The sequence below is a fragment of the Labrys sp. E2SS-1L genome, assembly GCF_057073705.1.
Genome location: NZ_CP172714.1, coordinates 468323 through 494801, shown reverse-complemented (window position 1 = coordinate 494801; position 26479 = coordinate 468323). Strand labels below are relative to the sequence as shown.

General features: G+C 62.7%; 25 protein-coding genes. 16 read left to right on the top strand and 9 right to left on the bottom strand.

Going from position 1 to position 26479, the window contains the following annotated elements; all coding sequences use genetic code 11:
* The first annotated feature begins 95 nt into the window (after positions 1–95).
* Positions 96–1436 carry a phosphoglucosamine mutase gene (gene glmM / locus ACIGJE_RS35200; RefSeq protein ID WP_311932889.1) on the top strand — a complete coding sequence of 447 codons (1341 nt, stop codon included), beginning with the start codon at positions 96–98 and terminating at the stop codon, positions 1434–1436.
* 83 nt (positions 1437–1519) lie between these two features.
* Here glmM and ACIGJE_RS35195 read toward each other — a convergent pair whose 3' ends face one another.
* Together ACIGJE_RS35195 and ACIGJE_RS35190 are read right to left on the bottom strand one after the other, a co-directional pair.
* The gene (locus ACIGJE_RS35195) at positions 1520–2827 is read right to left on the bottom strand and encodes an MFS transporter (protein WP_311932890.1); all 1308 of its coding nucleotides are present in this window, start codon (positions 2825–2827) and stop codon (positions 1520–1522) included.
* Between the two features lie 25 nt (positions 2828–2852).
* Complete coding sequence (locus ACIGJE_RS35190) at positions 2853–3911, bottom strand: histone deacetylase family protein (protein ID WP_483681321.1); 1059 nt, start codon at positions 3909–3911, stop codon at positions 2853–2855.
* A gap of 348 nt (positions 3912–4259) precedes the next feature.
* Between ACIGJE_RS35190 and ACIGJE_RS35185 the strand changes: the two genes are divergently transcribed.
* A complete protein-coding gene (locus ACIGJE_RS35185) occupies positions 4260–4841 on the top strand; it encodes a dienelactone hydrolase family protein (RefSeq protein ID WP_483681319.1) in 582 nt (193 codons plus the stop codon).
* 54 nt (positions 4842–4895) lie between these two features.
* Here the strand turns inward: ACIGJE_RS35185 and ACIGJE_RS35180 are convergent, their stop codons facing one another.
* Entirely contained in the window at positions 4896–5375 is a 480-nt protein-coding gene (locus ACIGJE_RS35180) for an SRPBCC family protein (protein WP_483681317.1), read from the bottom strand.
* A 545-nt stretch (positions 5376–5920) separates the two neighbouring features.
* On the opposite strand from ACIGJE_RS35180, the gene rpsU (ACIGJE_RS35175) reads away from it, so the two are divergent.
* The 4 genes from rpsU (ACIGJE_RS35175) (at position 5921) to rpsU (ACIGJE_RS35160) (ending at position 8755) form a co-directional block, all read left to right on the top strand.
* Entirely contained in the window at positions 5921–6205 is a 285-nt protein-coding gene (gene rpsU, locus ACIGJE_RS35175; RefSeq protein ID WP_483681315.1) for a 30S ribosomal protein S21, read from the top strand.
* Between the two features lie 595 nt (positions 6206–6800).
* A complete protein-coding gene (locus tag ACIGJE_RS35170) occupies positions 6801–7706 on the top strand; it encodes a lysophospholipid acyltransferase family protein (protein WP_311932896.1) in 906 nt (301 codons plus the stop codon).
* A 152-nt stretch (positions 7707–7858) separates the two neighbouring features.
* Positions 7859–8344 (top strand): hypothetical protein, encoded by a 486-nt coding sequence (locus tag ACIGJE_RS35165; RefSeq protein ID WP_311932897.1) that lies wholly within the window; start codon positions 7859–7861, stop codon positions 8342–8344.
* A gap of 120 nt (positions 8345–8464) precedes the next feature.
* A complete protein-coding gene (gene rpsU / locus ACIGJE_RS35160; RefSeq protein ID WP_311932898.1) occupies positions 8465–8755 on the top strand; it encodes a 30S ribosomal protein S21 in 291 nt (96 codons plus the stop codon).
* 588 nt (positions 8756–9343) lie between these two features.
* On the opposite strand, the gene ACIGJE_RS35155 is transcribed toward rpsU (ACIGJE_RS35160), so the two are convergent.
* Together ACIGJE_RS35155 and ACIGJE_RS35150 are read right to left on the bottom strand one after the other, a co-directional pair.
* Entirely contained in the window at positions 9344–9553 is a 210-nt protein-coding gene (locus ACIGJE_RS35155; protein ID WP_311932900.1) for a cold-shock protein, read from the bottom strand.
* Positions 9554–10685: 1132 nt separating this feature from the next.
* Positions 10686–10895, bottom strand: coding sequence for a cold-shock protein (locus tag ACIGJE_RS35150; protein WP_149250444.1), 210 nt, complete (start codon positions 10893–10895; stop codon positions 10686–10688).
* Positions 10896–11194: 299 nt separating this feature from the next.
* On the opposite strand from ACIGJE_RS35150, the gene ACIGJE_RS35145 reads away from it, so the two are divergent.
* Positions 11195–11656, top strand: a complete 462-nt coding sequence (locus ACIGJE_RS35145; protein WP_367625048.1) for a cupin domain-containing protein — start codon at positions 11195–11197, stop codon at positions 11654–11656.
* Positions 11657–11681: 25 nt separating this feature from the next.
* Here the strand turns inward: ACIGJE_RS35145 and ACIGJE_RS35140 are convergent, their stop codons facing one another.
* The 4 genes from ACIGJE_RS35140 to ACIGJE_RS35125 all read right to left on the bottom strand — a co-directional run bounded on the left by ACIGJE_RS35140 (position 11682) and on the right by ACIGJE_RS35125 (position 14550).
* Positions 11682–12173: a GFA family protein gene (locus tag ACIGJE_RS35140; protein WP_311932903.1), complete on the bottom strand. Its 492-nt coding sequence runs from the start codon at positions 12171–12173 to the stop codon at positions 11682–11684.
* A gap of 31 nt (positions 12174–12204) precedes the next feature.
* Positions 12205–12768: a GNAT family N-acetyltransferase gene (locus ACIGJE_RS35135; RefSeq protein ID WP_415083148.1), complete on the bottom strand. Its 564-nt coding sequence runs from the start codon at positions 12766–12768 to the stop codon at positions 12205–12207.
* Between the two features lie 64 nt (positions 12769–12832).
* Positions 12833–13600 carry an ABC transporter permease gene (locus ACIGJE_RS35130; protein ID WP_311932908.1) on the bottom strand — a complete coding sequence of 256 codons (768 nt, stop codon included), beginning with the start codon at positions 13598–13600 and terminating at the stop codon, positions 12833–12835.
* The gene (locus ACIGJE_RS35125; RefSeq protein ID WP_367625045.1) at positions 13600–14550 is read right to left on the bottom strand and encodes an ABC transporter ATP-binding protein; all 951 of its coding nucleotides are present in this window, start codon (positions 14548–14550) and stop codon (positions 13600–13602) included. Before ACIGJE_RS35125 ends, ACIGJE_RS35130 begins: the two co-directional genes overlap by 1 nt.
* A gap of 99 nt (positions 14551–14649) precedes the next feature.
* On the opposite strand from ACIGJE_RS35125, the gene ACIGJE_RS35120 reads away from it, so the two are divergent.
* The 9 genes from ACIGJE_RS35120 to ACIGJE_RS35080 all read left to right on the top strand — a co-directional run bounded on the left by ACIGJE_RS35120 (position 14650) and on the right by ACIGJE_RS35080 (position 26439).
* Positions 14650–16455, top strand: coding sequence for an amidohydrolase (locus tag ACIGJE_RS35120; protein ID WP_483681311.1), 1806 nt, complete (start codon positions 14650–14652; stop codon positions 16453–16455).
* A 221-nt stretch (positions 16456–16676) separates the two neighbouring features.
* Positions 16677–17738 carry an ABC transporter ATP-binding protein gene (locus tag ACIGJE_RS35115; protein WP_311932912.1) on the top strand — a complete coding sequence of 354 codons (1062 nt, stop codon included), beginning with the start codon at positions 16677–16679 and terminating at the stop codon, positions 17736–17738.
* Positions 17739–17975: 237 nt separating this feature from the next.
* The gene (locus ACIGJE_RS35110) at positions 17976–19646 is read left to right on the top strand and encodes a type 2 periplasmic-binding domain-containing protein (protein WP_415083142.1); all 1671 of its coding nucleotides are present in this window, start codon (positions 17976–17978) and stop codon (positions 19644–19646) included.
* 208 nt (positions 19647–19854) lie between these two features.
* Positions 19855–20961, top strand: coding sequence for a carbohydrate ABC transporter permease (locus ACIGJE_RS35105; protein ID WP_415083140.1), 1107 nt, complete (start codon positions 19855–19857; stop codon positions 20959–20961).
* Positions 20962–20977: 16 nt separating this feature from the next.
* Positions 20978–21898 (top strand): carbohydrate ABC transporter permease, encoded by a 921-nt coding sequence (locus tag ACIGJE_RS35100; RefSeq protein ID WP_311932916.1) that lies wholly within the window; start codon positions 20978–20980, stop codon positions 21896–21898.
* A 182-nt stretch (positions 21899–22080) separates the two neighbouring features.
* Positions 22081–23247 carry a phosphoserine transaminase gene (locus ACIGJE_RS35095; RefSeq protein WP_311932917.1) on the top strand — a complete coding sequence of 389 codons (1167 nt, stop codon included), beginning with the start codon at positions 22081–22083 and terminating at the stop codon, positions 23245–23247.
* Between the two features lie 157 nt (positions 23248–23404).
* Positions 23405–24994, top strand: a complete 1590-nt coding sequence (gene serA / locus ACIGJE_RS35090; RefSeq protein ID WP_311932918.1) for a phosphoglycerate dehydrogenase — start codon at positions 23405–23407, stop codon at positions 24992–24994.
* A gap of 73 nt (positions 24995–25067) precedes the next feature.
* Positions 25068–25409 carry an ADP-ribosylation/crystallin J1 gene (locus tag ACIGJE_RS35085; RefSeq protein WP_311932919.1) on the top strand — a complete coding sequence of 114 codons (342 nt, stop codon included), beginning with the start codon at positions 25068–25070 and terminating at the stop codon, positions 25407–25409.
* A 172-nt stretch (positions 25410–25581) separates the two neighbouring features.
* The gene (locus ACIGJE_RS35080; RefSeq protein WP_311932921.1) at positions 25582–26439 is read left to right on the top strand and encodes a type 1 glutamine amidotransferase; all 858 of its coding nucleotides are present in this window, start codon (positions 25582–25584) and stop codon (positions 26437–26439) included.
* The last annotated feature ends 40 nt before the right edge of the window (positions 26440–26479 follow it).

Here is a 26479-nt window from a genome sequence, read left to right as displayed (position 1 = left end):
AAAGGCAGCGGGCTGTTACGGTTGAAAACATTTTTTGAAGCAAATTTCCGCATGATTTCGGGCATAATCGTGCCGGAAAATCTTGGGGTTGTCGCATGAGTCGCAAATATTTCGGCACCGATGGCATTCGCGGTCGGGCCAACAGTGTCATTACGCCGGAACTGGCGATGAAGGTCGGCATGGCGGCCGGCCTCGCCTTCCAGCGCGGCGAGCACCGTCATCGCGTGGTGATCGGCAAGGATACCCGCCTGTCGGGCTACATGATCGAGAATGCGCTGGTGGCGGGCTTTACTGCCGTCGGCGTCGACGTGATGCTGCTGGGCCCGATGCCCACCCCGGCTGTCGCCATGCTCACCAATTCGCTGCGCTGCGACATCGGCGTGATGATCTCCGCCTCGCACAACCCCTATGACGACAATGGCATCAAGCTGTTCGGTCCCGACGGCTTCAAGCTCTCCGACGAGACCGAGCGCTCCATCGAGGCGCTGATCGACACCAACCTGTCCTCGCGCCTGGCCGGCTCGCGCGATCTCGGCCGGGCCCGCCGCATCGACGACGTGCGTGCCCGCTATATCGAATTCGCCAAGCGCACCCTGCCGCGCCAGCTCCGCCTCGATGGCCTCAGAGTGGTGGTCGACTGTGCCAATGGCGCCGCCTACAAGGTCGCCCCGGAAGCGTTGTGGGAACTCGGGGCGGACGTCATTCCGATCGGCGTCGAGCCTGATGGCTACAACATCAACAAGGATGTCGGTTCCACTGCACCCGATGCCCTGGCCCGCAAGGTCCGCGAATTACGTGCCGATATCGGCATCGCCCTCGACGGCGACGCCGACCGCGTGGTGATCGTCGACGAGAAGGGGCATGTCATCGACGGCGACCAGCTGATGGCGGTGGTGGCCTCGGACTGGAAGGACGAGGGCAAGCTCACCCAGCCCGGCATCGTCGCCACGGTGATGTCCAATCTCGGCCTGGAGCGCTATCTCGGCGGGCTCGGCCTGCAGCTCGAGCGCACGGCGGTCGGCGACCGCTACGTGCTCGAACGCATGCGGGCGCAGGGCTACAATGTCGGCGGCGAGCAGTCGGGCCACATCATCCTGTCCGATTTCGCCACCACCGGCGACGGCCTGGTCGCCGCCTTGCAGGTGCTGGCGGTGCTCAAGAAGGCCGATCGCCCGGTCAGCGAAGTCTGCCACCGTTTCGACCCGCTGCCGCAGATCCTCAAGAATGTGCGCACGGGTGGCGGCAAGGTGCTTGATGATCCCAAGGTCGCCAAGGCAATCGAGGGCGCGCGCAAGCAGCTCGGAGACAGCGGCCGCCTGGTCATCCGTCCTTCCGGCACCGAGCCTGTCATCCGCGTCATGGCCGAAGGCGATGACCGCGTCAGCGTCGAGACTGCCGTGGACGAGGTGATCGAGGCCATTACCAAGGCAGCGTGAGTCGGGGAGCGGGTCTTCCGACCCGCTCGAAACATCGCGTTCACCGGAAAGGCGGGTCAGAAGACCCGCCCCCCAAAGCGCCTTCAAGACCGGACCTGCTCCTCTTCGATGGGCAGGAACAGGCTCGACAGCAGAGTAAGCCCGGCGATCACCATGAAGAGCAGCGACAGCGGCAGCCACTGCACGCCATAGGTCTTGACCAGCCAGACCCCGACGACGGGCGTCAGGCCGCTGAAGATGGCACCGCTCAGCGACGAACTCAGGGAAATGCCGGTATAGCGCAGATGCACCGGGAAGGCGCGTGTCAGGAAAGGCGCCATCACGGCATAATGGGCGGCGACGAAGAAGGTGCCGACCAGGATGCCGATGCGAATATTGCCGAGATCGCCGGTGACGATCAGCATCATCATCGGGATGGCGAAGACGAAGGCAGCGGCCGACATCGCCACCAGCAAAAAGCGTTCGTTGAACCGGGTGGCGATCCAGGAGCCGAACGGAAAGGCGATGAGCTCGAGCACGCCGACCCAGAAGATCACGTTCAGGATGTCGGATTTGGAGATGCCGAGCGACTCGGTGGTGAAGGTCGTCATCAGCGTGGTCAGGAAGTAGAAGCCGGCGACCCCGAGCAGGCACAGGCCCATGCCGAGCAGGAGCGTATAACCGCGCGTGCGGAAGATCTCCTTGGCCGGCACGATGTCGTCCTGCGGTGCTTCCTGCAGCCGCTTGATCAGTTCCGGGCTCTCCTTGATGCCGGCGCGGATGGCGAAGGCCACGATGATCAGCACGGCGCTGGCCAGGAAGGGAATGCGCCAGCCCCAGGCGAGAAAATCCTCGCGCGGCAGATCCGAGACCGTGCGAAAGGCGAGCGCGGCCAGCATCAGGCCGATCGGGCTGCCATATTGCGGGGCCGAGGCCAGGAAAGTCTTCCACTTCGGCGGGGCATGCTCGGCGGCGATCAGCACCGCACCGCCCCATTCGCCGCCGACCGCAACGCCCTGGATCAGGCGCAGCGCGATGAGCAGGATGGCGGCGCTGATGCCGATCGAATTATAGCCCGGCAAGAGGCCGATCAGCACGGTTGCCCCGCCCATGAGCAGGAGCGTGATGATCAGCGAGTTCTTGCGCCCGACCTTGTCGCCGAAATGGCCGAACAGCAGGGCGCCGACAGGACGGGCCACGAAGCCGATGGCGAAGGTGCCGAGCGAGGCGATGATGCCCATGAAGCGATCTTCGGACTTGAAGAAGACATCGCCGAAGACCAGCGCCGCCGCCGTGCCGTAGACGTAGAAATCGTACCATTCGATCATGGTGCCGACGAAGGCGCCGAGTGCGGCACGGATCGGCTGGCGCTCGGGCGCCTGTTGGGCGCCGGCTGTCACAGTCTGTGTCATGATGGTCCTCGTCTCGATTTCTGGATCAGCGTGACGGCCGGGCCGTGCGGAATGCCGAGACGAAGCGCGGCGCAGCTTCCGACACCGCGCTGAGCGAATAGCCGCCCTCCTGTACGATCACGACGGGAAGGGGCAGCGCACCCCAGACGGAACCGATCGCCTCATAGGCGGCGGTGGTCACGGCCAGCTTGGACAGCGGATCCTCGCGATGGGCATCCCAGCCGGCGGACACCACCAGCGCCTCGGCCCCGAACGCCGTCACGGCAGCAGCCAGCGCCCGGTTGGCTTCGACGAAGGCCTCGTCGCCGCTGCCTTCGGCCAAGGGCAGGTTGAGGTTGGTTCCCACGCCCGCGCCCTCGCCCGTCTCGTCGGCATAGCCGGTGTAATGGGGGTAGTAGCTGGATGGGTCCGTATGGGTCGAGCCGAAGAAGACGTCGCCGCGGCTGTAGAAGATCGCCTGCGTGCCATCGCCATGATGGGTATCGAAATCGATGACGGCCACGCGCTGATAGCGGGCGCGCAGCCGCTCGGCGACGATGGCGGCATTGTTGAAGAAACAGAATCCAGCCGCGCGATCGACGTAGGCGTGATGCCCCGGCGGGCGGCAAAGCGCGAAGCTGTCGAAGGCGCCGGCGATGAGATCGTCGGCGGCCGCCACGGCGCTCTGGGCCGACAGATAGGCGGAGGAGAAGGTGTGCTCCGTCATCGCATTGGACAGGCCGTTGATGTACCAGCCCGTCCGCCCGAGAATGCCCTTCGGGCGCGGGGCAGGACGCGGGCGGAAGGCCGCGTCGGCGCCCTGATAGGGGCTGACGGCCGGCAGGACTTCGGGCCCGGCATTGGGCAGTTCCTGGAAGCGCCGATAGGCCGTCTCCAGGAAGTCGACATAATGGCCGGCATGTACGGCCTCGATCGGCGCCCGACCCGCATCTTTCGGCTCCTCGAGCGTCAGACCGAGCGCCGTGAGAGACCCGACCAGGGTTTGCGCGCGCTCGGGATTTTCAAGGGCGCTGCCGATACGACCATTGATCATGTATTGGGTCGGCCGATGGGCCATCTGCCTGTCGGAAAAGAACAATTTCATCGAGCAACACTCCGGGCAACGAATGCGAGGCCCCAAAGCATTTTCCAGAAAAGCCGGCCGATCTTTCGGCTGAGAAAATGCGTCAGAACAATAAGTCAGAGGAAAAATGCGATTCGGATGAATCGAACTTTGCCCCAATCTTGCAGAAGCTGGCGAGAATGCCACCCATCCGGCTGCCGGTCCTGTGAATTGGACTGATGAAAGGAATATGCCGGAATTGCAGTCGGTGGTTCCACATTCACCGACGCCCTCGTGAATGCTGCGTGAGGGGAGCGCTTTTCTGCAGGACCTTCAATTTGCAACATTGGCGTGGTTAGCTGGCGGCGTCACAGGCAGCGGGGAACGACGATGGCCGAGATTCTGCTGTTTCACCATGCCCAGGGCCTGACCGCTGGCGTGCGGGCATTCGCCGACGCATTGCGTGCCGCCGGCCATCGCGTGCATGCACCGGACCTGTTCGGCGGGCGCATCTTCGCCAGCATCGAGGAAGGCCTCGCTCATATCAATGAGGTCGGCTTCGACGCCATGCGGGTTCGTGCCGAGCATTGCGCCGACGGCCTGCCTTCGGACCTGGTCTATGCCGGCTTTTCCTTCGGCGTGGTGCCGGCCCAGAAGCTCGCGCAGACGCGCCCGGGCGCCCGCGGCGCCCTGTTCTTCTATTCCTGCCTGCCGATCAGCGGCGAATGGGCGTTCGGCCCCTGGCCGCAGGGCGTTCCGGTACAGATCCACGGCATGGACCGGGATCCCATCTTCGTCGGCGAAGGCGACATCCAGGCGGCGCGCGAGATCGTCGGGAAAGCCGAGGATGCGGAACTGTTCCTCTATGCGGGGGACCAGCATTACTTCGCCGACAATTCGCTGCCATCCTTCGACGCGGATGCAACGCGGCTGCTCACTCGGCGGGTGCTCGATTTCCTCGACCGCATCTAGAGCAAGGCGCGCCAATGGGAACGCGCCCTGCTCCAGAACCGGCCAAACCGCATCTCAGCGGGTCAGCAGTTGCTCGCTTTCCGTGATGGCCTCGCCGACATTGGGGCGACCCGCGCCGGTGGCAATCAGGTCCCGCAGGCTGCCACTGACATAAGTGTGCCAGCCGTCCGAACAGGCGTCATAGCATTCATAGTCGGGCACGAGCCCCAGATGAGTGAAGGTGACCTCGGTCTGCTCGCCCTTCCTGGCGATCTCGAAAAGGATGTCGGTGCCTTTCCACTCGGACCTGTCCTGCGTGAAGCTGAAATAATTGTCGAGGACGTGCCAGACGACCCTGCGGTTCGGGATCAACTCTCGTATCTGGATCTCGCAGCGATGCAGATCCTCGTAGCGGTACTTGAATTTCTCGCCGATCCGGCTGGTCTCGCCTTCGATGGTCTCCGACCACCAGCCGCGCACATTGCTGATGGCGGCGAATGTCTGCGCCGGCGTCTGGTCGACCGTGAAACTGGTGGTGTAGCTGCGATCCGTCATGGCTGTCTCCCGTTGCTTGGTTCGATGACGGGATTGTAGGAAGGCCCGGCGAACGGCGTGAGTTACAAGCATGGCGGGATTCGGCGCGTTTCAGCCCACACCCCTTCCAACGCCATGCCCGCCATTCAGGATCGGCCTGTGAAGCCCGGGTCAATCCTGGACGGCCAGCGGACAAGATGTATCGAACCGTGCGGTCATCCGATCCTAGCTATCCCACAGTGAATGGTGTACAACTCCAAAAATTGGAGCGGAGCCAGTGCGTGAGATGCTGGCCTGATTGAGACACGCTCCACGATCGGCGGATTGACCGAAGCTCTTGCAGCATCCTGCCTGCAGGCTGCGATTTTTCCAGGAAACTGCAACTCTTCTCCCGGCCCCGCCGTAGCGCGCCGTGGGATGGGTAAGTCCGTGGCTGGCAATAGGGAAAGGTGCCCGCCGCCTTCAGTCCCGACCGATCAGAACGGTTGATTGGTGCAAGACGGTTACGATTCATCTTTGGGCCGGCGATGCGTTCGGCCCTTTTGTTTTTGGTATTTGGAGTTCGTATGCTGATACTCGTTCGTGAGAACAATATTGAACAGGCGCTCAAGGCCCTGAAGCGTAAGCTGGCGCGCGAAGGCGTCCTTCGTGAGCTGAAGCTGCGCAGGGCTTATGAAAAGCCGTCCGAGCGCAAGGTGCGCGAGAAGGCGGAGGCAGTCCGCCGCGCGCGCAAGCTCGCGCGCAAGCAAGCCCAGCGCGAGGGCCTTCTGCCAGCCCCCAAGCCCAGGGCTCAGTCGCGAGGACGGGGAGGCCCACCCAGGAGTGCACCCCCGACCGTCACCAGGACCTGATTGTCGCCGGCTCGACGCGTCGCGGATCGCGATATTGGCGGCACGGCGAGCGCCTCCCGACACCTCCAGAACATCCAAGGAGGAGTGAGTGATGAAGCATGCGTTTGAGGTCGGCGATATCGTCACCCTTCATTCGTCCATCTCAAGGCACGAGGAAGGCCCCTATCAAGTAACCCGGCAAATGCCCGCAGACGGCCCCGAGCCCGCTTACAGGCTCAAGGGCGTGGCGGATTCCCGCGAAAGAGTGGCTCGGGAACATGAACTGCGGGCTTCCAGGCAAGGCGCGGGTGCGATGGCGGAGCCGGGTCAAAGTTCCTTGAGGCCCACGCGGACGAGGCCGACACGGCGATCGCCATGAGGTAGGCTGGGACGGGTGCAAATCTCGGATGGTCCTCCGGGTGGAGGGCTGGCCGTCTGTGGTCTGGGCGCCGGGTCCGCGCCGAGTCCCCGAAAGAACAGGCATCGGGCGCAGATGCCGGTATAGGCAAGGTTGGTGGCCTCACAATCCTCCACAGCCGAGATTCGGGCCCACGACCTTGATGCATCGCCGCGACATTCGGTCGAACCGGCGATATCGGTTACGATGATGGTAAATTTGTCAGATATATCCAACGTGATCCCGTCGGAAACAGGGCGCAGCTGGCGCAACACCAAGCACGCCGCCGAATATATCCTGCTGCGCGGCCTTGTGGGCCTGCTTCACCTCTTGCCACTCGATTTCGGTTCCTGGGCCATGGGGTCCCTATGGCGCCTGGTCGCGCCGCGACTGCGCCGCCACGAGCGCGCCTTGCAGCACCTCGCCGCGGCGTATCCGGCAAAGAGCGCCGCCGAGATCGACGCATTGGCGCGTGCCATGTGGATGGATCTGGGACGAACATTCGCCGAAAGCCTGATGGTGGATCGCATCGTCAAGGCCGGACGGGTCGAGGATGCGAGCGGCCCGTTGATCGAGGCGGTGAAGGCCAGCGGCAAGGGCGTGGTTTTCGTCTCGCTCCATACCGGCAATTGGGAACTCGTGGTCATCCCGACGGTGACGAATGGCATCAAGGTCGCCGGCGTCTATCAGCGCATGAAAAATCCGAAAGTCGACGATTATGTCGCGCTGGTGCGCCGCGACCGCTATCCGCGCGGGCTTTTCGTCAAGGGCGCGGATACCGGCAAGAAGCTGCTGCGCATCGTGCGTGGCGGGGGTGCCATCGCATTGCTGGCCGATCTGCGCGACCGCAATGGGCTCTCCGTGCCATTCTTCGATCGGCCCGCCCCTTCGACCACCTTTCCGGCCTTGCTTGCCAGGGGAAGCGATGCGCTGCTCGTCGCGGCCCGCGTCATCCGCACGCGCGGCGTGCGCTTTCGGATCGAGGCCGAGATTCTCGACATGCCCCGCACCGCCGATCGGAATGCCGATATCGACGCGGCAACGCACCAGATTCATCGGCTCTTCGAAAAATGGGTGCGTGAATATCCCGAGCAATGGATGTGGGCGCACCGCCGCTGGGGCTAGACACCTGGCGCTCCTTCATCGAGGGCGGTCGCAATTGGTAGGATGGTGCAGACGCTCAATATTTCAAAGAAACCGTAAATTTATCCCGCCGCCATTCTATCTTAATTTTAGATATATAATGACAAATCTGGAATTTAGTGATAGTTTGCCATATGTCAAAATTGGATTTTTGCATTCCTTCTGAGCTTTTTGTAAAATCAAAGTCCGCTGGATGGACTCGAAATTCTGTAAAATATCGCCGGTTTGACAGCCTCGCCTCTGCCGTAAAATTTGCCGTGGACGAGTATGGGGCCAATCTTAACGGGGTCTCTATTCACACAGACACGAGCGAATACACAGGCTCCGCCATTCGCTCTCTCTATGACGATGAACACTATCCTCTGAAGGGAAAGCATGCCGTTCAAGCCGGTGCCAAAAACACCTCGCGTTCGGCTAGTGGGGAGCCCGGCCCGACATGTCACAAATTCGGGATCGGTGACACCGTCGTCTATTTGCGTCCCGGCCTGGTGGGGCAGAGTGGGTATTACGAGATCGTCAATATCCTTCCCGTTGAAAATGCCGAGCCGGCCTATCGCATCAGGAGCAAGAGTGAGCGGCATCTGCGCGCAGTCAAAGAGCATGAGATAGCGCGCGCCTGACGGCTTGATTCTGAACGGCCAAATCCGATCGACACAACACCGAATAGATCGAGCTTTTGGAGCAATGAACGATGTTCGAGATTGCTCCCATGTCTACCCAACCAAAAAGGAGATGACTCATTGCAGGTGCTGGTGCGGGACAACAACGTCGAACAGGCCTTACGCGTACTCAAAAAGAAGCTGCAGCGAGAGGGCCTCTTTCGCGAGATGAAGCGCCGCCGGGCCTATGAGAAACCGTCCGAAAGGAAGACTCGGGAAAAGGCCGAAGCGGTGCGCCGGGCTCGCAAGCTCGCGCGCAAACAAGCTCAGCGCGAGGGGCTTCTCCCGCCTCCGAAACCGCGTGAAAATGCGGCTAAGCGCAGCGGTCCAGCGAGAGCCCCTTCACCGGCGAAGCCCGCTCAGGTTTCCTGACATCTTTCAGTTTCCCCCTTGCGATGAACCGCGCTGTCATTGCAAGGGAATGTTTCGCAACGATTATATCGCTTTGGGCAAGTGGATCGCAGATGGCTGTTCCACTTCCCAATTCAGGCAACGCCCAGGGAAAGGCGACGGCGAGGCCTGTTACCCCCTGTCGCGTGTATTGGCCATGCCCGCCGCTATCGTGCCAACTGGAAGACTGGTCCTTTGATGGCAGCCTGATCCGGGAATCCTATCGGAGCGAAGCGATGGTGATCTTATGGGCTCTCGAGGAGAGAGACTGGCCGCCGGTCGGGCTCGTGGTGAGGAACGATGATCGCTACTCGATCCAATGCCCTTGCACGGGCAATGAAGCGAGCATGCACTTGGCCAAGCTCAAAGTACCCGTGACGACCGACATTCTGCTTGGCGTGGCTTATGACCAAACCAATGATGCTACCGGATGGCGGATGAGGCGCCGAGGGAGTTGATGGTCATTTTACTGGCCGATGCAAAAAAGGCCGGGTGTGAACCCGGCCTCTTCAGAGCGCCTCAACAGACCATGCCGGTACATCCGTGGTCAAAAGACTGCAGACGCTGGTTCTACACGGTCTGCAGGTTGTCTGCAGAGGCCTTGCCGCTGCGGCTGTCCGTGACGACGTCGAAACTGACTTTCTGGCCTTCGCGAAGGTCCGACATGCCAGCCCGCTCGACGGCGCTGATATGGACGAAAATGTCCCGGCTGCCATCTTCAGGAGCGATGAAGCCATATCCCTTCTGGGAGTTGAACCATTTGACAGTACCCGTGCTCACGACGATTTCCTTTCAATTGACATAGATAAACCTGCCGCGTTGATGCAGCAGACGCTAAATTTCTACCGAAATTGTCGGAGGGAATCGTCAAAGGCAATTTGAAATTGCCTGGGAATTCATCAGCAAGATCGATAATTCTCTATATATATTGTAAATTTTCAAAAAAATATAGGCGTAAATTTATTTTTTTATTGAAAGGCCGCATGAAGGAATTATCTTGCTTTTTCGGCATGATCATCTGATTGCGGTGATCGGGCGCCCTCGCGCTATTCACCTGCCCTGCGGAAGGCAGCAAAGGCCGGCAGCCCTGCGATGTCCTTGCCAGGATTACCGCGCATGTTCGCGATAAAGCCCCAAGCACTTTTGGCATTGAAACTGGAAGGCCGATACAGGGAATGACCGCCATACAAGGGTAGCTCCGGCCAGAGGCTCAGTGGTTCGCATCCCCCTGGCCGGCTCCCACCGGGAGAGAGCGAATCCCTGCGACCAGTCCGAGTACATCCATCGGATATGCGGCAGCGCGTCCGATAAATCGAGGGATTCGCTGAATGGCATTGAAATGCCCCCAGCCGGTCTATTTGGCGCGGCTGGCCCAATGGATCAGGGGGACGGCAATACGCTGAGTCGATTGACGATCTTCATGGCGCTCAATTCGGACTCCCGGACCCTCCGCTCAAAAGGCTCCCCTATGCTCTTGATCCTGTAGATGGGCTCCGATCCATCAGCTGGTAACAGCCGGATAATTTCATAAGCCTTGTCTTGCTGACGGATGGGAGCAAGCTTCAAGATAACAAGATCGCCAATTCCGAAAGTGTGTATACCCATCCCCTGTCCTTTGTTTCGGTCGTGTTCTGGAATGGATTCGACGCTGACGCCCCATCTTCTCTTGAATCGGATTTCGGCGTGCGACGAAGTAGGTCAGGAAAGTGGAATGCCTTGAGTTTTGGGGTAGAAAGACTTGCGGACGAGCTTAAGGCCCGCCGCATCATGTCTGCCTCTATTTTGATACTTTCATGCGGCCGACATTCCTCGTCGCCAATGACGATGAGCAAGAATTCTCACTTGGGATGCTAGGCCTGATGAGCAATTGTCGAAGGCAATGTCATCAAGCACCCGCAGCAACCTACCGGGTTCAGCCTACCCTGAGGTCGCCGGCCGAAGATTTTCCCGTCTTGCGGTCACGAACCAACTCGAAGCTAATCTTTTGGCCTTCCGCCAATTCCCGCAAACCCGCACGCTCCACAGCGCTCACATGTACGAAAACGTCTGGTGTTCCGTCGTCCGGCTGGATAAATCCATATCCCTTGGTGGAATTGAACCACTTCACAGTACCTGTGCTCATATCGTGCCCTTCTTAACTTCCTTCGCACCTTCCAGGTGGAAGACCATGCCAAATCACGTCGGTGAAAGGCTGGCTGATTCAAGGGCTTATTGGCCGCTGAAGATCGAGGTCACCGGCCATAATCGACTTCATCAGTGTGCGCCGCACGTCGGAGCCCGTCAAGCCGCAAGTGACAATGGCTTCTCACCGCGCCTGAACCTGCGGCATCCATGCCCCCTTTGATCAAGAGCCTGGAAAAGGCAAGATGGCCGCCCTGCTGCCGTCGTCGCCCCGACGGCCGTGACACCCGGGAGTTTGCCATGCCCAAGGTCGACCTTGCCACCGTCCCCAAGCACCAAGGCTCAGGCTATCCGTCGCCCTTCGATGCTCCCTGCGCGGAACGGGTCCGCCAACGCCTCGGCAATGCCGGCGGTCTCCAGGACTTCGGCATCAACCTCATGCAGCTGCCGCCGGGCAACTGGTCGAGCCAGCGCCACTGGCACACGGCCGAGGACGAATTCGTCTATGTGCTGCAAGGCGAGTTGACTCTCGTCGAGGATGGCGGCGAGACGATCCTGCGTGCCGGCGATTGCGCCGCCTTTCCCAAGGACTCGGGCAATGGCCATCACATGATCAACAGATCCGGTGCCATGGCGCACTATCTCGAAATCGGCTCCCGCTCGCCCGCCGACGTGATCCATTGCTCCGACATCGACATGACGAGCCCCAGTTCGGACGGTCGCTTCCTGCACAAGGACGGCACGCCCTATGCTGAGACCTGAAAGCAATCCCAGCCGCCGGTATCGATCAACGCCCTGTGGCGGGCGCCTCATCCGCCTGACGCAAGGCGATATGCTCGGCAAATTCGGCGATCAGGGGTTGGTACATCTCGGGCGCCGGATAGTGCTCGAAACTATGACGGGCCGGCGTCGAGGCCCAGGACAGCTTCTCCGCAGTGAAGGTTTCGATGAACGGCTCCGTCCATACCGCTTCGGCCAGCATGGTCGGGCGGACATTGACGAAGAAATCCATGCCCTCGGGCCTGGTGAACAACCAGCTCTTGCAGTGGCCGCAGTAGAAATGCCTCGTCGGTCCATGCAGGGCGCCGATCACGGGCTCGCCGCGGGTGACCCGAAAGCCTTCAGAAGGAATTGCCGCGCTGAGGGAATAGGCGCTCCCGGTCATCTTCTGGCAGCCGCGGCAATGGCAGGCCATGGTCATCAAAGGCGCAGCAGCAACCTCGAACTCGACCTGCCCGCAGCGGCAGCTTCCCGTCATCGGTGTCGGTTGATTCGGCATGCTTGCACCTTCCCGGCCGTGGCTGTGATCGTTACGCCCCTGCTACTGCGCCGCCGTTGGAATGTCGAGCCGGGGTATCGGTCTCACCCAGCCAGCCCTCGAACAGCGTAACGACGGAATTATGATAGGTGACGTCCGGGCCGGCCTCGAGACCGAGCTTTTGGGCGATCCGGATCGAAGCAGTGTTCTCAGGCGCAATGATCGCCGTGACCCTGCGGCCGGGATGCATGCCGCGCGCCCAGTCGAAGGCGGCCTGGCCTGCCTCGAAAGCGATGCCCCGGCCATGGGCGTGGGAGGCGAACACCCAGCCCGCCTCCAGCGAGCCTACCAGGCTTGGCTCGATGTCGCGCATGGCATCCTGGAAGCCGGTCATGCCGAGATAGCGCCCGCTCGCCTTCTCGATCACCGAGAAATAGCCGAAGCCGAAGAAATGCCAGGTGCCATGGGCCTGGAGAAAACGCTGCCACATGTCCTCGCGGCTGCGCCTACTGCCCGAGATGTGCCTGTAGACTTCCGGCTCCGCCCACATCGCGGCATGGGGCTCGAAATCGTCGAGAATGGGTTTGCGCAGGAGAAGGCGCGGTGTTTCGATCATTATTTCAAATCTCGCTTTGCCATGAAATCGCCGCCCGCTGCGAGACGGCTCCTGGAAGCTTCGCTTACACCTTGATCCGCCAACCCGTGCGGAAGATCAGCGCGATCACGGCCAGGCACAGCAGCATGAAGACCAGCGTCATGCCCAGGCTCTGCCCGAAATCGACATCGGAAGCGGAGGCCCCATAGAAGGCCCAGCGAAAGCCGCTCACCAGATAGAGAACCGGGTTGACGTAGCTGACGCCCTGCCAGAAGTCGGGCAGCATCTTGATCGAATAGAAGCTGCCGCCCAGGAAGGTCAGCGGCGTGATGATCAGGGTCGGCACGATCTGCAGTTTTTCCCAGCCATCGGCCCAGATGCCGATCAGAAACCCGAACAGGCTGAAGGTCACCGAAGTGAGTACCAGGAAAGCCAGCATCCAGAACGGATGCTCGATGGAATAATGCGAAAAGGGCCAGGCGGTGATGAGGATGATGAACCCGAGCAATATGGATTTGGAGGCGGCCGCGCCGACATAGCCGATGACGATCTCCACCACCGAGACCGGAGCCGACAGCACTTCGTAGATGGTGCCGATGAATTTCGGCATGTAGATGCCGAAGGAGGCATTGGAAATGCTCTCGGTCAGGATCGCCAGCATGACCAGGCCGGGCACGATGAAGGCGCCGTAGTTCACGCCGCCGACCGTGGGCATGTGGTTGCCGATGGCCGAGCCGAACACGATGAAATAGAGCGAGGTCGAGATCACCGGCGAGGCGATCGACTGCAGGAGCGTGCGGAAGGTCCGCGACATCTCGAAGACGTAGATCGCGCGAATGGCGTGGATGTTCATCAATGCGCCCCTACCAGGCTGACGAAGATGTCCTCGAGCGAGGATTGGCTGGTCTGCAGGTCCTTGAAGCCGATACCGGCTTCGCCGACATCGTGGAGCAGGCGCGAGAGCACTTCCGGATCGTCCTTGGCATCGAAGGTGTAGACGAGCTGGTTGCCGTTGTCGGCGATATCCAGCCGATAAGCGGCAAGCGCCGTCGGCACCGCTTCGAGGGGCTGCTGCAGGCTGAGCGTGAGCTGCTTCTTGCCGAGCTTGCGCATCAGCTCGGTCTTGTCCTCGACCAGGATGATCTCACCCTTGTTGATCACGCCGATGCGGTCGGCCATCTCCTCGGCTTCCTCGATATAGTGGGTGGTGAGGATAATGGTCACGCCGTTCTCGCGCAGCCCGCGCACCATCTCCCACATGTCGCGACGCAATTCGACGTCGACGCCCGCCGTCGGCTCGTCGAGGAAGAGAATGGTCGGCTCGTGCGACAAGGCCTTGGCGATCATCACGCGGCGCTTCATGCCGCCCGACAGCGCCATGATCTTCGAGTCCCGCTTCTCCCAAAGCGAGAGGTCGCGCAGGATCTTTTCGAGAAAGGCCGGATTGGGCGGCTTGCCGAACAGGCCGCGCGAGAAATTCACCGTCGCCCATACCGTCTCGAAGGCATCGGTCGACAATTCCTGCGGCACCAGCCCGATCTTGGTGCGGGCGGCCCGGTAATCCCTGACGATGTCGGAGCCGTCGGCACGGATCGTACCGCTGGAGGGATTGACGATGCCGCAGATGATCGAGATCAGCGTGGTCTTGCCGGCCCCGTTCGGCCCGAGCAAAGCGAAGATCTCGCCGCGACGCAGGGTGAGATCGATCTGTTTCAGGGCCTGGAAGCCCGTCTTGTAGGTCTTGCTGACGCCGGACACCGCGACGATGACGTCCTCGGCGGACGGTGAATTGTTGGCTTTCATGCGTGCCTCCCTGCGGGGAAATGGCGTCTTTCCAAACCAAGTGCAACCATGTTTCTTCAAAGACGCTGGAGACCGGGAGGGGTCTTAGGGGGAATGAAGATGATTAGCCACAGCCTGAAGGCAGGCTTGTTCTGTATGGCCTTCACCGCAATCTCGGCACTCGGTTCAGCCGGCACCAATGCCCAGGAGAGCGGACCTGCCGATACGGTTTACCTCAACGGCCCGATCTATACGGCCGACAGCAAGGACAGCATGGCCGAAGCCCTGGCCGTGCGCGAAGGACGGATCGTCTTCGTCGGTACGGGCGCGGATGCCAAGTCCCATATCGGCCCCAAGACCAAGGTGGTCGATCTCGGCGGCCGCATGGCCATGCCCGGCCTCATCGACGGCCATATGCACCCCCTCGGCGGCGGCAAGAGCCTGACGGGATGCAATCTCAACTATGCGGCCCTGACCCTCGACCAAACCCTGGCCGCCATCCAGGCCTGTCTCGACGCGGAGCCGAACGCCTCCGCCGACGCCTTCCTGATCGTGAACAACTGGTTCCGCCAGAAGATGCTGCCGGCGGGCACCGACATGGCCCGCGGCGAGCTCGACAAGCTCAAGACCAAGCGCCCCATCCTGGTGATCAATTTCGACTACCACTCCAAGCTCGCCAACAGCCGGGCCCTGGCACTCGCGGGTGTCACCAGGGACACGTCCGATCCCAAGGACGGCAAGATCGTGCGCGACACCGCTGGCGAGCCGACCGGCATGCTGGAGGATGGCGGTGACGCACTGGTGATGGCGGCGATGCCCAAGCTCTCGCCCGAACAGGAGGCCGAGCAGAACCTCACCTTCGGGCGCACTGCGCTGGAGGCGCTGCGCAAGGGCGGCATCACCAGCTTCCTCGAAGCGGCCGCCGACGAGGGCGAGATGACCGCCTGGGCGACCCTGCAAAAGCGAGGCGAGTTGACGGCGCGTGCCCATCTGGCGCCGAAGCTGGCCACCGACACCGACCAGAGTGCCGACGCCCACGTCCAGCGGGTCCGTACGCTCGCCGCCCGCTTCGATCAGGGGCCGCTGCGGGCCGAACCCGGCATCACGCTGCGCAACGCCAAGATCTTCATGGACGGCGTCATCCAGGCGCCGGCGCAGACCGGCTATACGCTGGCTCCCTATTTCGTCAACAAGGGCAGTGTCGACAAGCCGGACTGGCAGCCGGGCACGGAGCGCGGCGCGCTCTACGTCCAGCCCGACCGCCTCGCCCCGCTGCTGATCGGGCTCGCCGAGGCGGGCATCGATCCCCATCTGCACACGGATGGCGACGGTGCCGTCCATGTCACGCTCGATGCGATCGAGGCCATGCGCTCAAAGGTACCGGGCAAGGACATCCGGCCCGCGCTGGCGCATAACGAGATGGTGGATCCGGCCGACCTGCCGCGCTTCGCCAAGCTTGGCGCCATTCCCGTGCTCTCCTTCCAATGGGGCGCGGCCTCGCCCGACCAGGTGGCGGCCATCAAGGAGCAGGCCGGACCGAAGCGCCTGCCCTTCGTCGAGCCCTATGGCCAGATCTTCAAGGCTGGCGCGCGAGTGGCTTTCGGCAGCGACTGGCCGGTGGATCCGCTCAACGAATGGTATGCCTTCCAGATCGCCGTCACCCGCAGCGACCCGAGCAATCCGGGCAAGCTCAACGCCGATCCCGGCCTGACCATCAGCCAGGCGCTCAGGGCCGCCACAATCGACGCCGCCTATGAGCTGCATCAGGACGAGGTCACCGGTTCGCTGGAGCCCGGCAAATTCGCCGATCTGATCGTGCTGGACCGCAACCCGCTCAAGATCCCCGTGGAGGAGGTTTCCAAGACCGAGGTGCTGCTGACGGTGGTGGGCGGCAAGGAGGTCTACCGCGCCGAAGGGTTCAAATAGGAGAAGTCATCCCGCACGCATTGCAGCGCGAAGCGATGTGATGCAGATGCGGGACCGCCCTCAAGAGAAGGCGCCTTTCTCCTCTCGCGGTCCCGTGTCTGCGCCGCACCGCTTCGCTCTGCAGCGCGCACGGGATGACCATAGCCCTACCCTTGCCGAACAGCGAAGCATTCGGCTACCAATCCTCGTCCGACAAATCCAGTCAGAGGGAACCTCGCCGCATGGCCTCAGTCGATGTCGTCGACGTCAAGAAATCCTATGGCGCCCAGAAGGTGATTCATGGCGTGTCGATCAATATCGAGGATGGCGAGTTCGTCACGCTGGTCGGGCCTTCGGGCTGCGGCAAGTCCACACTGCTACGCATGATCGCCGGTCTGGAACCGATCACCGAGGGAACCCTCAAGATCGGCGACCGCCTCGTCAACGACCTGCCGCCGCGCGATCGCGACATCGCCATGGTGTTCCAGAGCTACGCGCTCTATCCGCACAAGACCGTGGCCGAGAACATGGGCTTCGCGCTCAAGATCCGGAAGACGCCGAAGGCCGAGATCGACGAGCGGGTAAAGCGGGCGGCCGAGATCCTCGACCTCGGCCCCTATCTGGCGCGCTATCCCCGCCAGCTTTCCGGTGGCCAGCGCCAGCGCGTCGCCATGGGCCGGGCCATCGTGCGGGCGCCGCAGGTGTTCCTGTTCGACGAACCGCTCTCCAATCTCGACGCCAAGCTGCGCGTGCAGATGCGTGCCGAGATCAAGGAACTGCATCAGCGCCTGAAGACCACCACCATCTATGTCACCCACGACCAGATCGAGGCCATGACCATGGCCGATCGCATCGTGGTGCTGCATGACGGCATCATCGAGCAGATCGGCTCGCCGCTGCAGCTCTACGACCGCCCGGCCAATCTGTTCGTCGCGGGCTTCATCGGTTCGCCGGCCATGAATTTCATCAAGGGCCGGCTGGAAACCAGCCCCGCGCCGCGTTTCGTCACCGATGACGGCGTGGAATTGCCTGTCCCTTCAGCGCCGGCCGGCAGCGAGGGCCGGCGCGTCGTCTACGGTATCCGCCCCGAGCACTTTTCCCTCGGCGGCAACCTGCAGGCCAGGATCACCGTGGTGGAACCCACCGGGGCCGAAACCCAGGTCTTCGCCCAGCTCGGCGAGCAGAGGGTGCTGGGCGTCTTCCGCGAGCGGGTTACCGCCGGCTCGGGCGAGACCCTGGCGCTTCAGCCCGATCTTGCCGCCGTGCATCTTTTCGATGCCGAGACGGGTTTGCGGTTGAACTGAGATTTCCGGATGCACGGACGTCCCGTTCGTTCTTGGAATCATCGCGCGCGTTGCAAAAAGAACCGCCAGGATGCCCGTGCACCGGAATGGTCTGACCTTTTTGTTGACGGGAAAACAAGGCCTTCCTAGCATCCTGCCGCTCCGCCACAACCACGCGTTGTCGGAGCGGTTCGAAGAAACATCCCTGCTGCCAGACAGCCAAGAACAAGACGAGCCATCCAGACCGGGAGAATCGACGTGAAAACGGAAGACTACAACCATCTTCTCGCCCTGCAGGCGAGCCGCCGCGGGCTGCTCAAGAGCGCCGCAAGCGTCGGTGCATTGGCCGCGATGGGCAGCCTGGGCGTCACCGCCACCATCGAGCCGGCCATGGCGGACGAAGCCAGCGACCTCAGGGCCAAAATCCTGCAGATCCCCGGCGTCGGCAAGGGTTCGCCCACCGATGCGGACTGGCAGAAGGTCGGCGAACTCTGCCTCGGCGCCACCAAGGCCTCCATCAAGGAAGGCGAGTTCAAGGGCGTCGAACTCTCCTTCATGGGGCTCAACAACCAGAACCTGCACAACCTGCTGTTCCGCGGCTTCCTCAAACCCTGGGAGGCCTATACCGGCGCCAAGATCAACTGGATCGATCTCGCCCAGGCCGACTACAATCCCCGCCTGCAGCAAGCCATCGCCACCGGCACGGTCGATTTCGACCTGCTCGAGATGGGCGCCCCCTTCGAGGGCGACGTCTGCGGCAAGGGTCTGGCGTCGGAAATGCCGGACTGGGTCAAGAAGCAGATCGACATGGACGATCTGGTCTCCTACCTCAAGCCGCCCGTCGGCACCTGGGACGGCAAGCAGTATCGCGTCACCATCGACGGCGACACCCACAATTTCAACTACCGCACCGACTATTTCAAGGACGAGGTCCTGGCCAAAGCCTGGAAGGAAGCCGGCAACAGCACCGAATGGGCGGTGCCGCGCACCTGGCAGCAGGTGCAGGCGGTGACCAAATTCCTCAAGGGCAAGCAGGTCGACGGCCAGGACGCCTATGGCTATCTCGACGCCTGCAAGGCCTGGGGCGGTTTCGGCTTCTACTTCCTCGGCAGCCGCGCCACCGCCTATGCCAAGCATCCCGACGACAAGGCCTGGCTGTTCGACGTCGACACCATGAAGCCGCGCATCAACAACCCGGCCTGGGTGCGCGCCATCCAGGACGTGCTCGACGCCCTGCCCTCCGAGCCCGCCGACCAGCTCAACGCCGACCCCAACACCACCGGCTTCCAGCAATTCCTCGGCGGCACCGGCTCGATGTGCGTGTGGTGGGGCGACATCGGTTCCAACGCCAAGACCAACGACTCCTCGGTCATCGGCGACAAATGCGGCTTCGACATCCTGCCCGGCTCCGACGACGTCTACAATTCGAAGACCGGCAAGTGGGACAAGCTCGCCAGCGGCCCGAACTTCGCGCCGAATCTGGCCTATCTCGGCTGGGGCGTCTATGTGATGGCCCGCGTCGACAAGGACGAGAAGAAACACAAAGCCGCCTGGAGTGCCGCCGCCCATCTCGGTGGCAAGGACCTGGCGCTGTGGACGGCGGTCTATCCCTCAGGCTTCCAGTGCTATCGCAACAGCCAGCACAATATCGACGAGTGGGTGGCGGCCGGCTACGACAAGGCCTTCATCTCCAACTATCTCGACTCGCAGTTCAACTCCTACAACCACCCCAACGGAGCGATCGAGCCGCGTATCCCCGGCATCTTCCAATATTACAGCCTGGCCGAGGACATCCTCGCCAAGATCTATGCGGGCCAGCTCAAGGCCCAGGAAGGCGCCGACCAGATCGCCGCCGCCTGGGAGAAGCTGACCGACCAGATCGGCCGCGAGAAGCAGATCAAGCTCTACAAGGCCTCGCTGGGGCTGTAGTCTAGTCCAGTCGAAAACACGTTCCCTTGCTAGGAGAATCTCCTTCTCCCCTTGCGGGAGAAGGTCCCGGCAGGGGGATGAGGGGTCTTGCGACCTATCCTGAGTCTGCCGCAGCCACCCCTCATCCGGCGCTTCGCGCCACCTTCTCCCACAAGGGGAGAAGGCGGGCGCCGCGCTTTTCAATCCTGTTTCGCGTCCTGGGGACCAGATGCCGCCGACCTCGTCTGCAACCGCTACACACATCCCAAGCTCCGTCCCGAGCGGCCGCATCCTCCTGGGCCGCGTCCTGATCGGCCTGGCCTCCGTACTCCTCGTCGTTGCCGCCCTGGTGCAGTTCCTGCACGAGAACCAGGGCCTGGCCCTCGGCTTCGACAATTGGCGTCCCGTGCTCTACGCCTTCGTGCTGTGGTCGGTGGCGCTCGGCGTCGGGCAGGTGCTGATGCGCGGGGAAGCGGGCGAGCGGGCGCTGTTCATCCTGCCGGCCGTGCTGTTCACCGTGGCGATGGTGATCTTCCCCACCATTTTCGGCTTCTATATCGCCCTGACCGACTGGAATCTCTCCTCCTTCGCCGGCCAGCGCTTCAACGGGCTCGACAACCTCGTCGCGCTCTTCCACGACCCCGATTTCTGGAACGCCCTCGCCAACATGGTGTTCTACGTGCTGATGGTGCTGGTGGAATACGCCATCGCCTTCGGCCTCGCCCTCCTGCTCAACGCCGAGATCAGGGCCCGCAAATTCTTCCGCGTCGCCTTCCTCCTGCCCTTCATGCTCAGCCCCGTGGCGGTGAGCTGGATGGTCGGCAAATCGATGATGGAATATCGCTACGGGCCGGTGGCGCGGCTGATGCGGGAGCTGGGCTGGTCGCAGCCGACCTTCTTTACCCAGCCCTGGATCGCCCGCCTCTCGATCGAAGCGATGGATGCCTGGGTCTCGATCCCCTTCCTGATGATCCTGCTGCTCGCCGGCCTGCAAGCTTTGCCCAAGGAGGTGATGGAAGCCTCCAAGATCGACGGCGCCTCGGGCTGGCAGCAGTTCAAGGAGATGATCTTCCCCCTGATGCTGCCCGTCTCGATCACGGCGATCGTGCTGCGCATCATCTTCAAGCTCAAGCTCGCAGACATCGTGATCAACACCACCTCCGGCGGCCCGGGCGGGGCGACGGACACCGTGTCGAGCTTCATCTATCGCGAGTATAGGGACCGCTCGAATGTCGGCTACGGCACCATGCTGGCGATGTTCTATCTGGTGGCGATCATCGTCTTCGTCACAGTGCTCCTGAACATCGCCAACCGCTTCATGCAGCGCAGCAGCTGATCGGGAAGGGATCGACATGACGACGACAACCATCCCGACCGCCGTGCCCCGCGACACCGCCTTTCGCCTGACCACCGTGCTGAGCCGCGTGCTGATCTATGGCGCGCTGGTCGCCTGGGCCTTCATCTGCCTGTTTCCGATCTACTGGACACTGACCACCTCGATGAAATCGGCGGTCGACGTCACCCAGGGCCATCTCATTCCGTGGCTCGACTTCCAGCCCGACTGGAAGGGCTGGCGCTCGCTCGGCCTGTCGCCCGATACGCTCGGCTCGACCTCGACGGTGCGCTCGGAATTCCTGTCGCGCTTCCTGAACAGCGTGATCACCTCGCTCGGTTCCTCGCTGCTCGCCGTGGTGATCGGCTCGCTCGCCGCCTATGGCCTCAGCCGCTTCCAGTACAAATTCGGCTGGATGCGCAACCGCGACATCTCCTTCTTCTTCCTGTCGCAGTTGATCCTGCCACCGGTGGTGCTGGCTTTGCCCTTCCTGGTGCTCTACCGCGAGCTCGCTTTGCTCGACACCCGCATCGGCCTGATCCTACTCTACACCCTCACCGTGCTGCCGATCGTGATCTGGATCATGCGCGACCAGTTCGACACCATCCCCACCGAGCTCGACGAGGCCGCTTTGGTCGACGGATTGTCACTCTGGGGCGCCTTCTGGCACATCATCCTGCCGATCGCCCTGCCCGGCATGGTCGCGGCCTTCATCCTGGCGCTGGTGCTGACCTGGAACGAATATTTCTTCGCTGCCCTGCTGACCTCCTCGGATGCCAAGACGTTGCCGGTGATGGTGGCCAGCCAGACCGGCTCGCAGGGCATCAACTGGTGGTCGATGGCGGCGCTCGCCACCACGGCGATCGCCCCGCTCGCTCTGATCGGCATCTTCCTGGAGCGCTACATCGTCAAGGGCCTGACGGCCGGCTCGGTGAAGTGACGGGGAGTACCAGGGTGGCCGTGGCGTTTCTGCCACGGCCGCGCGATCGAAAGGCTTACGCCAAAGTTTCCTCTATCCGACCATCAAAAGTCTCTTGACGCCATCCCCGCCGCAGCGCATACGGGCTGCGGGACATTCCTCCCCAACGAGGAACGCCCATCTGCGAGGATGGAGACATCGCGATGACACTGCCAATGCCAGCGGCCAAGCCCGCTGTTGTCAACTTTTCGTCCGGCCCCTGCGCCAAGCGCCCCGGATGGACCCCCGAAGCCCTGAAATCCGCCGCCCTCGGCCGCTCGCATCGTGCGAAGCTTGGCAAGACCAAGCTTGAGCAGGCAATCGAGCTGACCCGTGACGTGCTGGGCGTGCCGGCGGACTACCGCATCGGCATCGTGCCGGCTTCCGACACGGGCGCCGTCGAGATGGCGCTGTGGTCGCTGCTCGGCGCCCGCGGCGTCGACGTGCTGGCCTGGGAATCCTTCGGCGCCGAATGGGTCACCGACGTCGTCAAGCAGCTGAAGCTCACCGATGCCCGCATCTTCAAGGCCGGCTATGGCGACATCGTCGATATCAGCGAGATCGACGCCAAGAACCGCGACATCGTCTTCACCTGGAACGGCACCACTTCCGGCGTGCGCGTGCCCAACGCCGACTGGATCCCGGCCGATCGCGAAGGCCTGACCATCTGCGATGCCACCTCGGCCGCCTTCGCCCAGCGTCTCGACTGGGCCAAGCTCGACGTCACGACCTTCTCCTGGCAGAAGGCCCTCGGCGGCGAAGCGGCCCATGGCATGCTCGTCCTTTCCCCTCGCGCCGTCGCCCGGCTGGAAAGCTATACGCCGGCCTGGCCGTTGCCCAAGATCTTCCGTCTGACCAAGGGCGGCAAGCTGATCGAAGGCATCTTCAAGGGCGAGACCATCAACACGCCGTCGATGCTCTGCGTGGAGGACTATCTCGACGCGCTGAACTGGGCCAAGGCCACGGGCAGCCTCGACGGGCTGATCGCCCGCGCCGACGCCAATCTCGCCGCCATCGAGCGCTTCGTCGAGAAGACGCCCTGGATCGACTTCCTGGCCAAGGATCCGGCGACCCGCTCCAACACCTCGGTCTGCCTGAAGGTGGTGGACGAGAGGGTGGCGGCCCTTGCTCCCGACGGGCAGGCTGCCTTCGCCAAGGCGCTCTCCTCCGCCATCGAGGCTGAGAAGGCGGGGCTCGACATCGGTTCCTATCGCGATGCCCCTCCGGGCCTGCGCATCTGGTGCGGCGCCACGGTGGAGACCGCCGATGTCGAGGCCCTGATGCCCTGGCTCGACTGGTCGTTCCACAAGGCGATCGCCACGCTCGGCTGAATTCTTCCCTGGGACCGCCGGCATCCTGCCGGCTCTTCGGAAACACGACGTTTCCGGAATGAGGCCGACAAGAGATCGGCGGCCCCAGCAGCATCATCTTCTGCAAAGAATCCCGTTTCCATAAGCGGGCAGATGCCCGCGCTCCAGGAGAGCTTCCATGACTGCTCCCAAAGTCCTGATTTCCGACGCCCTCTCCCCCGCCGCCGTCCAGATCTTCAAGGATCGCGGCATCGAGGTCGATTTCCAGCCTGCCCTCGGCAAGGACAAGGACAAGCTCGCCGAGATCATCGGCAATTATGACGGCCTTGCCATCCGCTCGGCCACCAAAGTCACCTCTGCCATCCTCGCCAAGGCCACCAACCTCAAGGTGATCGGCCGTGCCGGCATCGGCGTCGACAATGTCGACATCCCGGCCGCCACCGCCCGCGGCGTGATCGTGATGAACACGCCCTTCGGCAATTCCATCACCACGGCCGAGCACGCCATCGCCATGATGTTCGCGCTGGCCCGCGAGATCCCCGCCGCCGACGCCTCCACCCAGGCCGGCAAGTGGGAGAAGAACCGCTTCATGGGCGTCGAGATCACCGGCAAGGTGCTCGGCATCATCGGCTGCGGCAATATCGGCTCGATCGTCGCCGACCGCGCGGTGGGGCTGAAGATGCGCGTCATCGCCTTCGACCCGTTCCTGAGCGCCGAACGCGCGCTGGAACTCGGCGTCGAGAAGGTCGAACTCGACGATTTGCTCGCCCGGGCCGAGATCATCACCCTGCACACGCCGATGACGCCGCAGACCCGCAACATCCTGTCGCGCGAGGCGCTGGCCAAGACGCGCCCGGGCGTGCGCATCATCAACTGCGCCCGCGGCGGCCTGGTCGACGAGGAAGCCCTCGCCGAGCTCCTGAGATCCGGACATGTCGCCGGCGCCGCCCTCGATGTCTTCGTCGAGGAGCCGGCGACGGCGAACCCGCTATTCGGCCTGCCCAATGTCGTCTGCACGCCGCATCTGGGTGCCTCGACCACGGAAGCCCAGGAGAACGTCGCCCTGCAGGTCGCCGAGCAGATGTCGGACTACCTCCTGCGCGGCGCCATCTCCAATGCCGTCAACTTCCCCTCGATCACGGCGGAAGAGGCCCCGCGCCTCAAGCCCTATATCTCGCTTGCCGAGAAGCTCGGCTCCTTTGCCGGCCAGCTCACCGAGACCGACATCAAGACCATCCGCATCGTCTATGAGGGCGATGTCGCCCACATGAAGATCAAGGCACTGACGTCGGCCGCGGTGGCGGGCCTGCTGCGCCCGGCCCTGGCCGACATCAACATCGTGGCCGCCCCCAGCGTCGCGCGCGAGCGCGGCATCGTCATCGAGGAGACCACGCGCGAGAAGACGGGCGACCACGACAGCCTGATCACGCTGGAGGTCGAGACCGAGAACCTGACCCGGGCCGTGGCCGGCACCATCATCGCCGGCACCAAGCCGCGTATCGTGCAGATCAAGGGCATCAATGTGGAGGCGGACCTGCTGCCACGCATGCTCTACATCACCAACCACGATCGCCCCGGCTTCATCGGCCGCATCGGCACGCTGCTCGGCGAGAACGGCATCAACATCGCCCATATGCAGTTCGGCCGCGATTTCGAAGGCGGCAATGCCATCGCCCTGGTCGGCATCGACCAGGTGGTGGGCGAAACCCTGCTCAAGGAAATCAACACCATCCCGAACGTGGTGCAGGTGAAGGCGCTGACTTTCTGAGACAGCGATCATCATTGACAAGGCGCCGGTGCCTGCTGTCGTCGACAGGGCGCCGGCAAAGGGAGGATGTGATATGGACGGCGTAACACTCTGGCGTCCAGTCGGTCCGGCGGAGTTGGCGCTGATCCAAGCGAGCGGAATGAAGGCGTTTCCGCCACGCCTGCCGGACCAGCCCATCTTCTACCCCGTCACGACGCACGCTTACGCGGTGAAGATTGCGCGAGACTGGAATGTACCGGCCAGCGGCTCCGGTTTCGTGACCCGTTTTGACGTCGATCAGGCCTTCCTTGAGCGCTATGCGGTCCAGGATGCCGGTGGCAAGGATCACCAGGAATACTGGATCCCGGCCGAAGATCTTCCCGCCTTCAATGCCGCGATCATCGGCGAGATAAAGATCGTCGATTCATTTCCCTGAGCGGAACCTTGCTCCGGCGGGTTTGCGCCGAAAAATCTCCCAAGGGCGCATACCAAACGCTTCATTTTGCCGCCCCGGCCCCCATCTTGTACGGATCGTTACTCTTCACCCTTTCCCGCCGGCTCGCGGACTGCTAAACCCGGTCGCGGCAAAATGTGATCACAGGTGAGCAATGCGTCTCCTCGTCGTCGAAGGCAATGTCCGTGCAGCGCGTGAACGTCACCGCGCGACCTACGGCCTCACGCCGTCGGAATCCTATGCGGCGGTACTGAAGAGCCTGGCGCCGGATGCGATCTGCGACATCGCCCTGCCCGCCGACGAAGGTGCCAACCTGCCGGATGCCGCCGGCCTCGAAAGCTATGACGGTGTCGTCATCACCGGCTCCGGCCTCAACATCTGGAAGGCCGAGCCCGAATCGATGCGCCAGGTCGAGCTGGCCCGCGAGGTCTACAAGTCCGGCACGCCCTTCTTCGGTTCCTGCTGGGGCCTGCAGGTGGCGACCGTGGCCGCCGGCGGCTCGGTACGATCAAATCCCAAGGGCCGCGAAGTTGGCATCGCGCGCGACATCACGCTGACGGCCGAGGGACGCGACCACCCGCTCTACGCTGGCAAGGCGCCCATCTTCACCAGCCCTTGCGTGCATGGCGACGAGGTCGAGGCGCTGCCGGAAGGTGCCATCGTGCTTGCCAGCAACACGGTGAGCGACGTACAGGCGGTCGATATCAGCCATGATGGCGGACGTTTCTGGGGCATCCAGTACCATCCCGAATTCTCGCTCAACGAGTTGACGGTGATCATGCGGCGCTACAAGCCGACCTTGCTCGCCGAAGGCTTCTTCCGCGAAGAAAGGGCTGCCGATGGCTGGATTGCCGACCTCGAGGCGCTGGTCGCCGACGTCAGGCGCACCGACATCTCCTGGCGCTACGGCATCGGTCCCGACATCCTCGACGCCCGCCGCCGGCTGAGGGAAATCGAGAATTTCATCGAGCTGCGCGTGAAGCCGGTGATTTCCGAACGCGGGCGCGGCTGATCCCAAATTGCCCCATGCGATCGGCGCCACCCCGCCGGTC

Bases quoted from the DNA above. Each gene is read 5' to 3' on its own strand.
- glmM (WP_311932889.1), top strand. From the start codon at position 96: ATGAGTCGCAAATATTTCGGCACCGATGGCATTCGCGGTCGGGCCAAC.
- ACIGJE_RS35195 (WP_311932890.1), bottom strand. From the start codon at position 2,827: ATGACACAGACTGTGACAGCCGGCGCCCAACAGGCGCCCGAGCGCCAG.
- ACIGJE_RS35190 (WP_483681321.1), bottom strand. From the start codon at position 3,911: ATGAAATTGTTCTTTTCCGACAGGCAGATGGCCCATCGGCCGACCCAA.
- ACIGJE_RS35185 (WP_483681319.1), top strand. From the start codon at position 4,260: ATGGCCGAGATTCTGCTGTTTCACCATGCCCAGGGCCTGACCGCTGGC.
- ACIGJE_RS35180 (WP_483681317.1), bottom strand. From the start codon at position 5,375: ATGACGGATCGCAGCTACACCACCAGTTTCACGGTCGACCAGACGCCG.
- rpsU (WP_483681315.1), top strand. From the start codon at position 5,921: ATGCTGATACTCGTTCGTGAGAACAATATTGAACAGGCGCTCAAGGCC.
- ACIGJE_RS35165 (WP_311932897.1), top strand. From the start codon at position 7,859: ATGTCAAAATTGGATTTTTGCATTCCTTCTGAGCTTTTTGTAAAATCA.
- ACIGJE_RS35150 (WP_149250444.1), bottom strand. From the start codon at position 10,895: ATGAGCACAGGTACTGTGAAGTGGTTCAATTCCACCAAGGGATATGGA.
- ACIGJE_RS35145 (WP_367625048.1), top strand. From the start codon at position 11,195: ATGCCCAAGGTCGACCTTGCCACCGTCCCCAAGCACCAAGGCTCAGGC.
- ACIGJE_RS35140 (WP_311932903.1), bottom strand. From the start codon at position 12,173: ATGCCGAATCAACCGACACCGATGACGGGAAGCTGCCGCTGCGGGCAG.
- ACIGJE_RS35135 (WP_415083148.1), bottom strand. From the start codon at position 12,768: ATGATCGAAACACCGCGCCTTCTCCTGCGCAAACCCATTCTCGACGAT.
- ACIGJE_RS35130 (WP_311932908.1), bottom strand. From the start codon at position 13,600: ATGAACATCCACGCCATTCGCGCGATCTACGTCTTCGAGATGTCGCGG.
- ACIGJE_RS35125 (WP_367625045.1), bottom strand. From the start codon at position 14,550: ATGAAAGCCAACAATTCACCGTCCGCCGAGGACGTCATCGTCGCGGTG.
- ACIGJE_RS35120 (WP_483681311.1), top strand. From the start codon at position 14,650: ATGATTAGCCACAGCCTGAAGGCAGGCTTGTTCTGTATGGCCTTCACC.
- ACIGJE_RS35115 (WP_311932912.1), top strand. From the start codon at position 16,677: ATGGCCTCAGTCGATGTCGTCGACGTCAAGAAATCCTATGGCGCCCAG.
- ACIGJE_RS35105 (WP_415083140.1), top strand. From the start codon at position 19,855: ATGCCGCCGACCTCGTCTGCAACCGCTACACACATCCCAAGCTCCGTC.
- ACIGJE_RS35100 (WP_311932916.1), top strand. From the start codon at position 20,978: ATGACGACGACAACCATCCCGACCGCCGTGCCCCGCGACACCGCCTTT.
- ACIGJE_RS35095 (WP_311932917.1), top strand. From the start codon at position 22,081: ATGACACTGCCAATGCCAGCGGCCAAGCCCGCTGTTGTCAACTTTTCG.
- serA (WP_311932918.1), top strand. From the start codon at position 23,405: ATGACTGCTCCCAAAGTCCTGATTTCCGACGCCCTCTCCCCCGCCGCC.
- ACIGJE_RS35085 (WP_311932919.1), top strand. From the start codon at position 25,068: ATGGACGGCGTAACACTCTGGCGTCCAGTCGGTCCGGCGGAGTTGGCG.
- ACIGJE_RS35080 (WP_311932921.1), top strand. From the start codon at position 25,582: ATGCGTCTCCTCGTCGTCGAAGGCAATGTCCGTGCAGCGCGTGAACGT.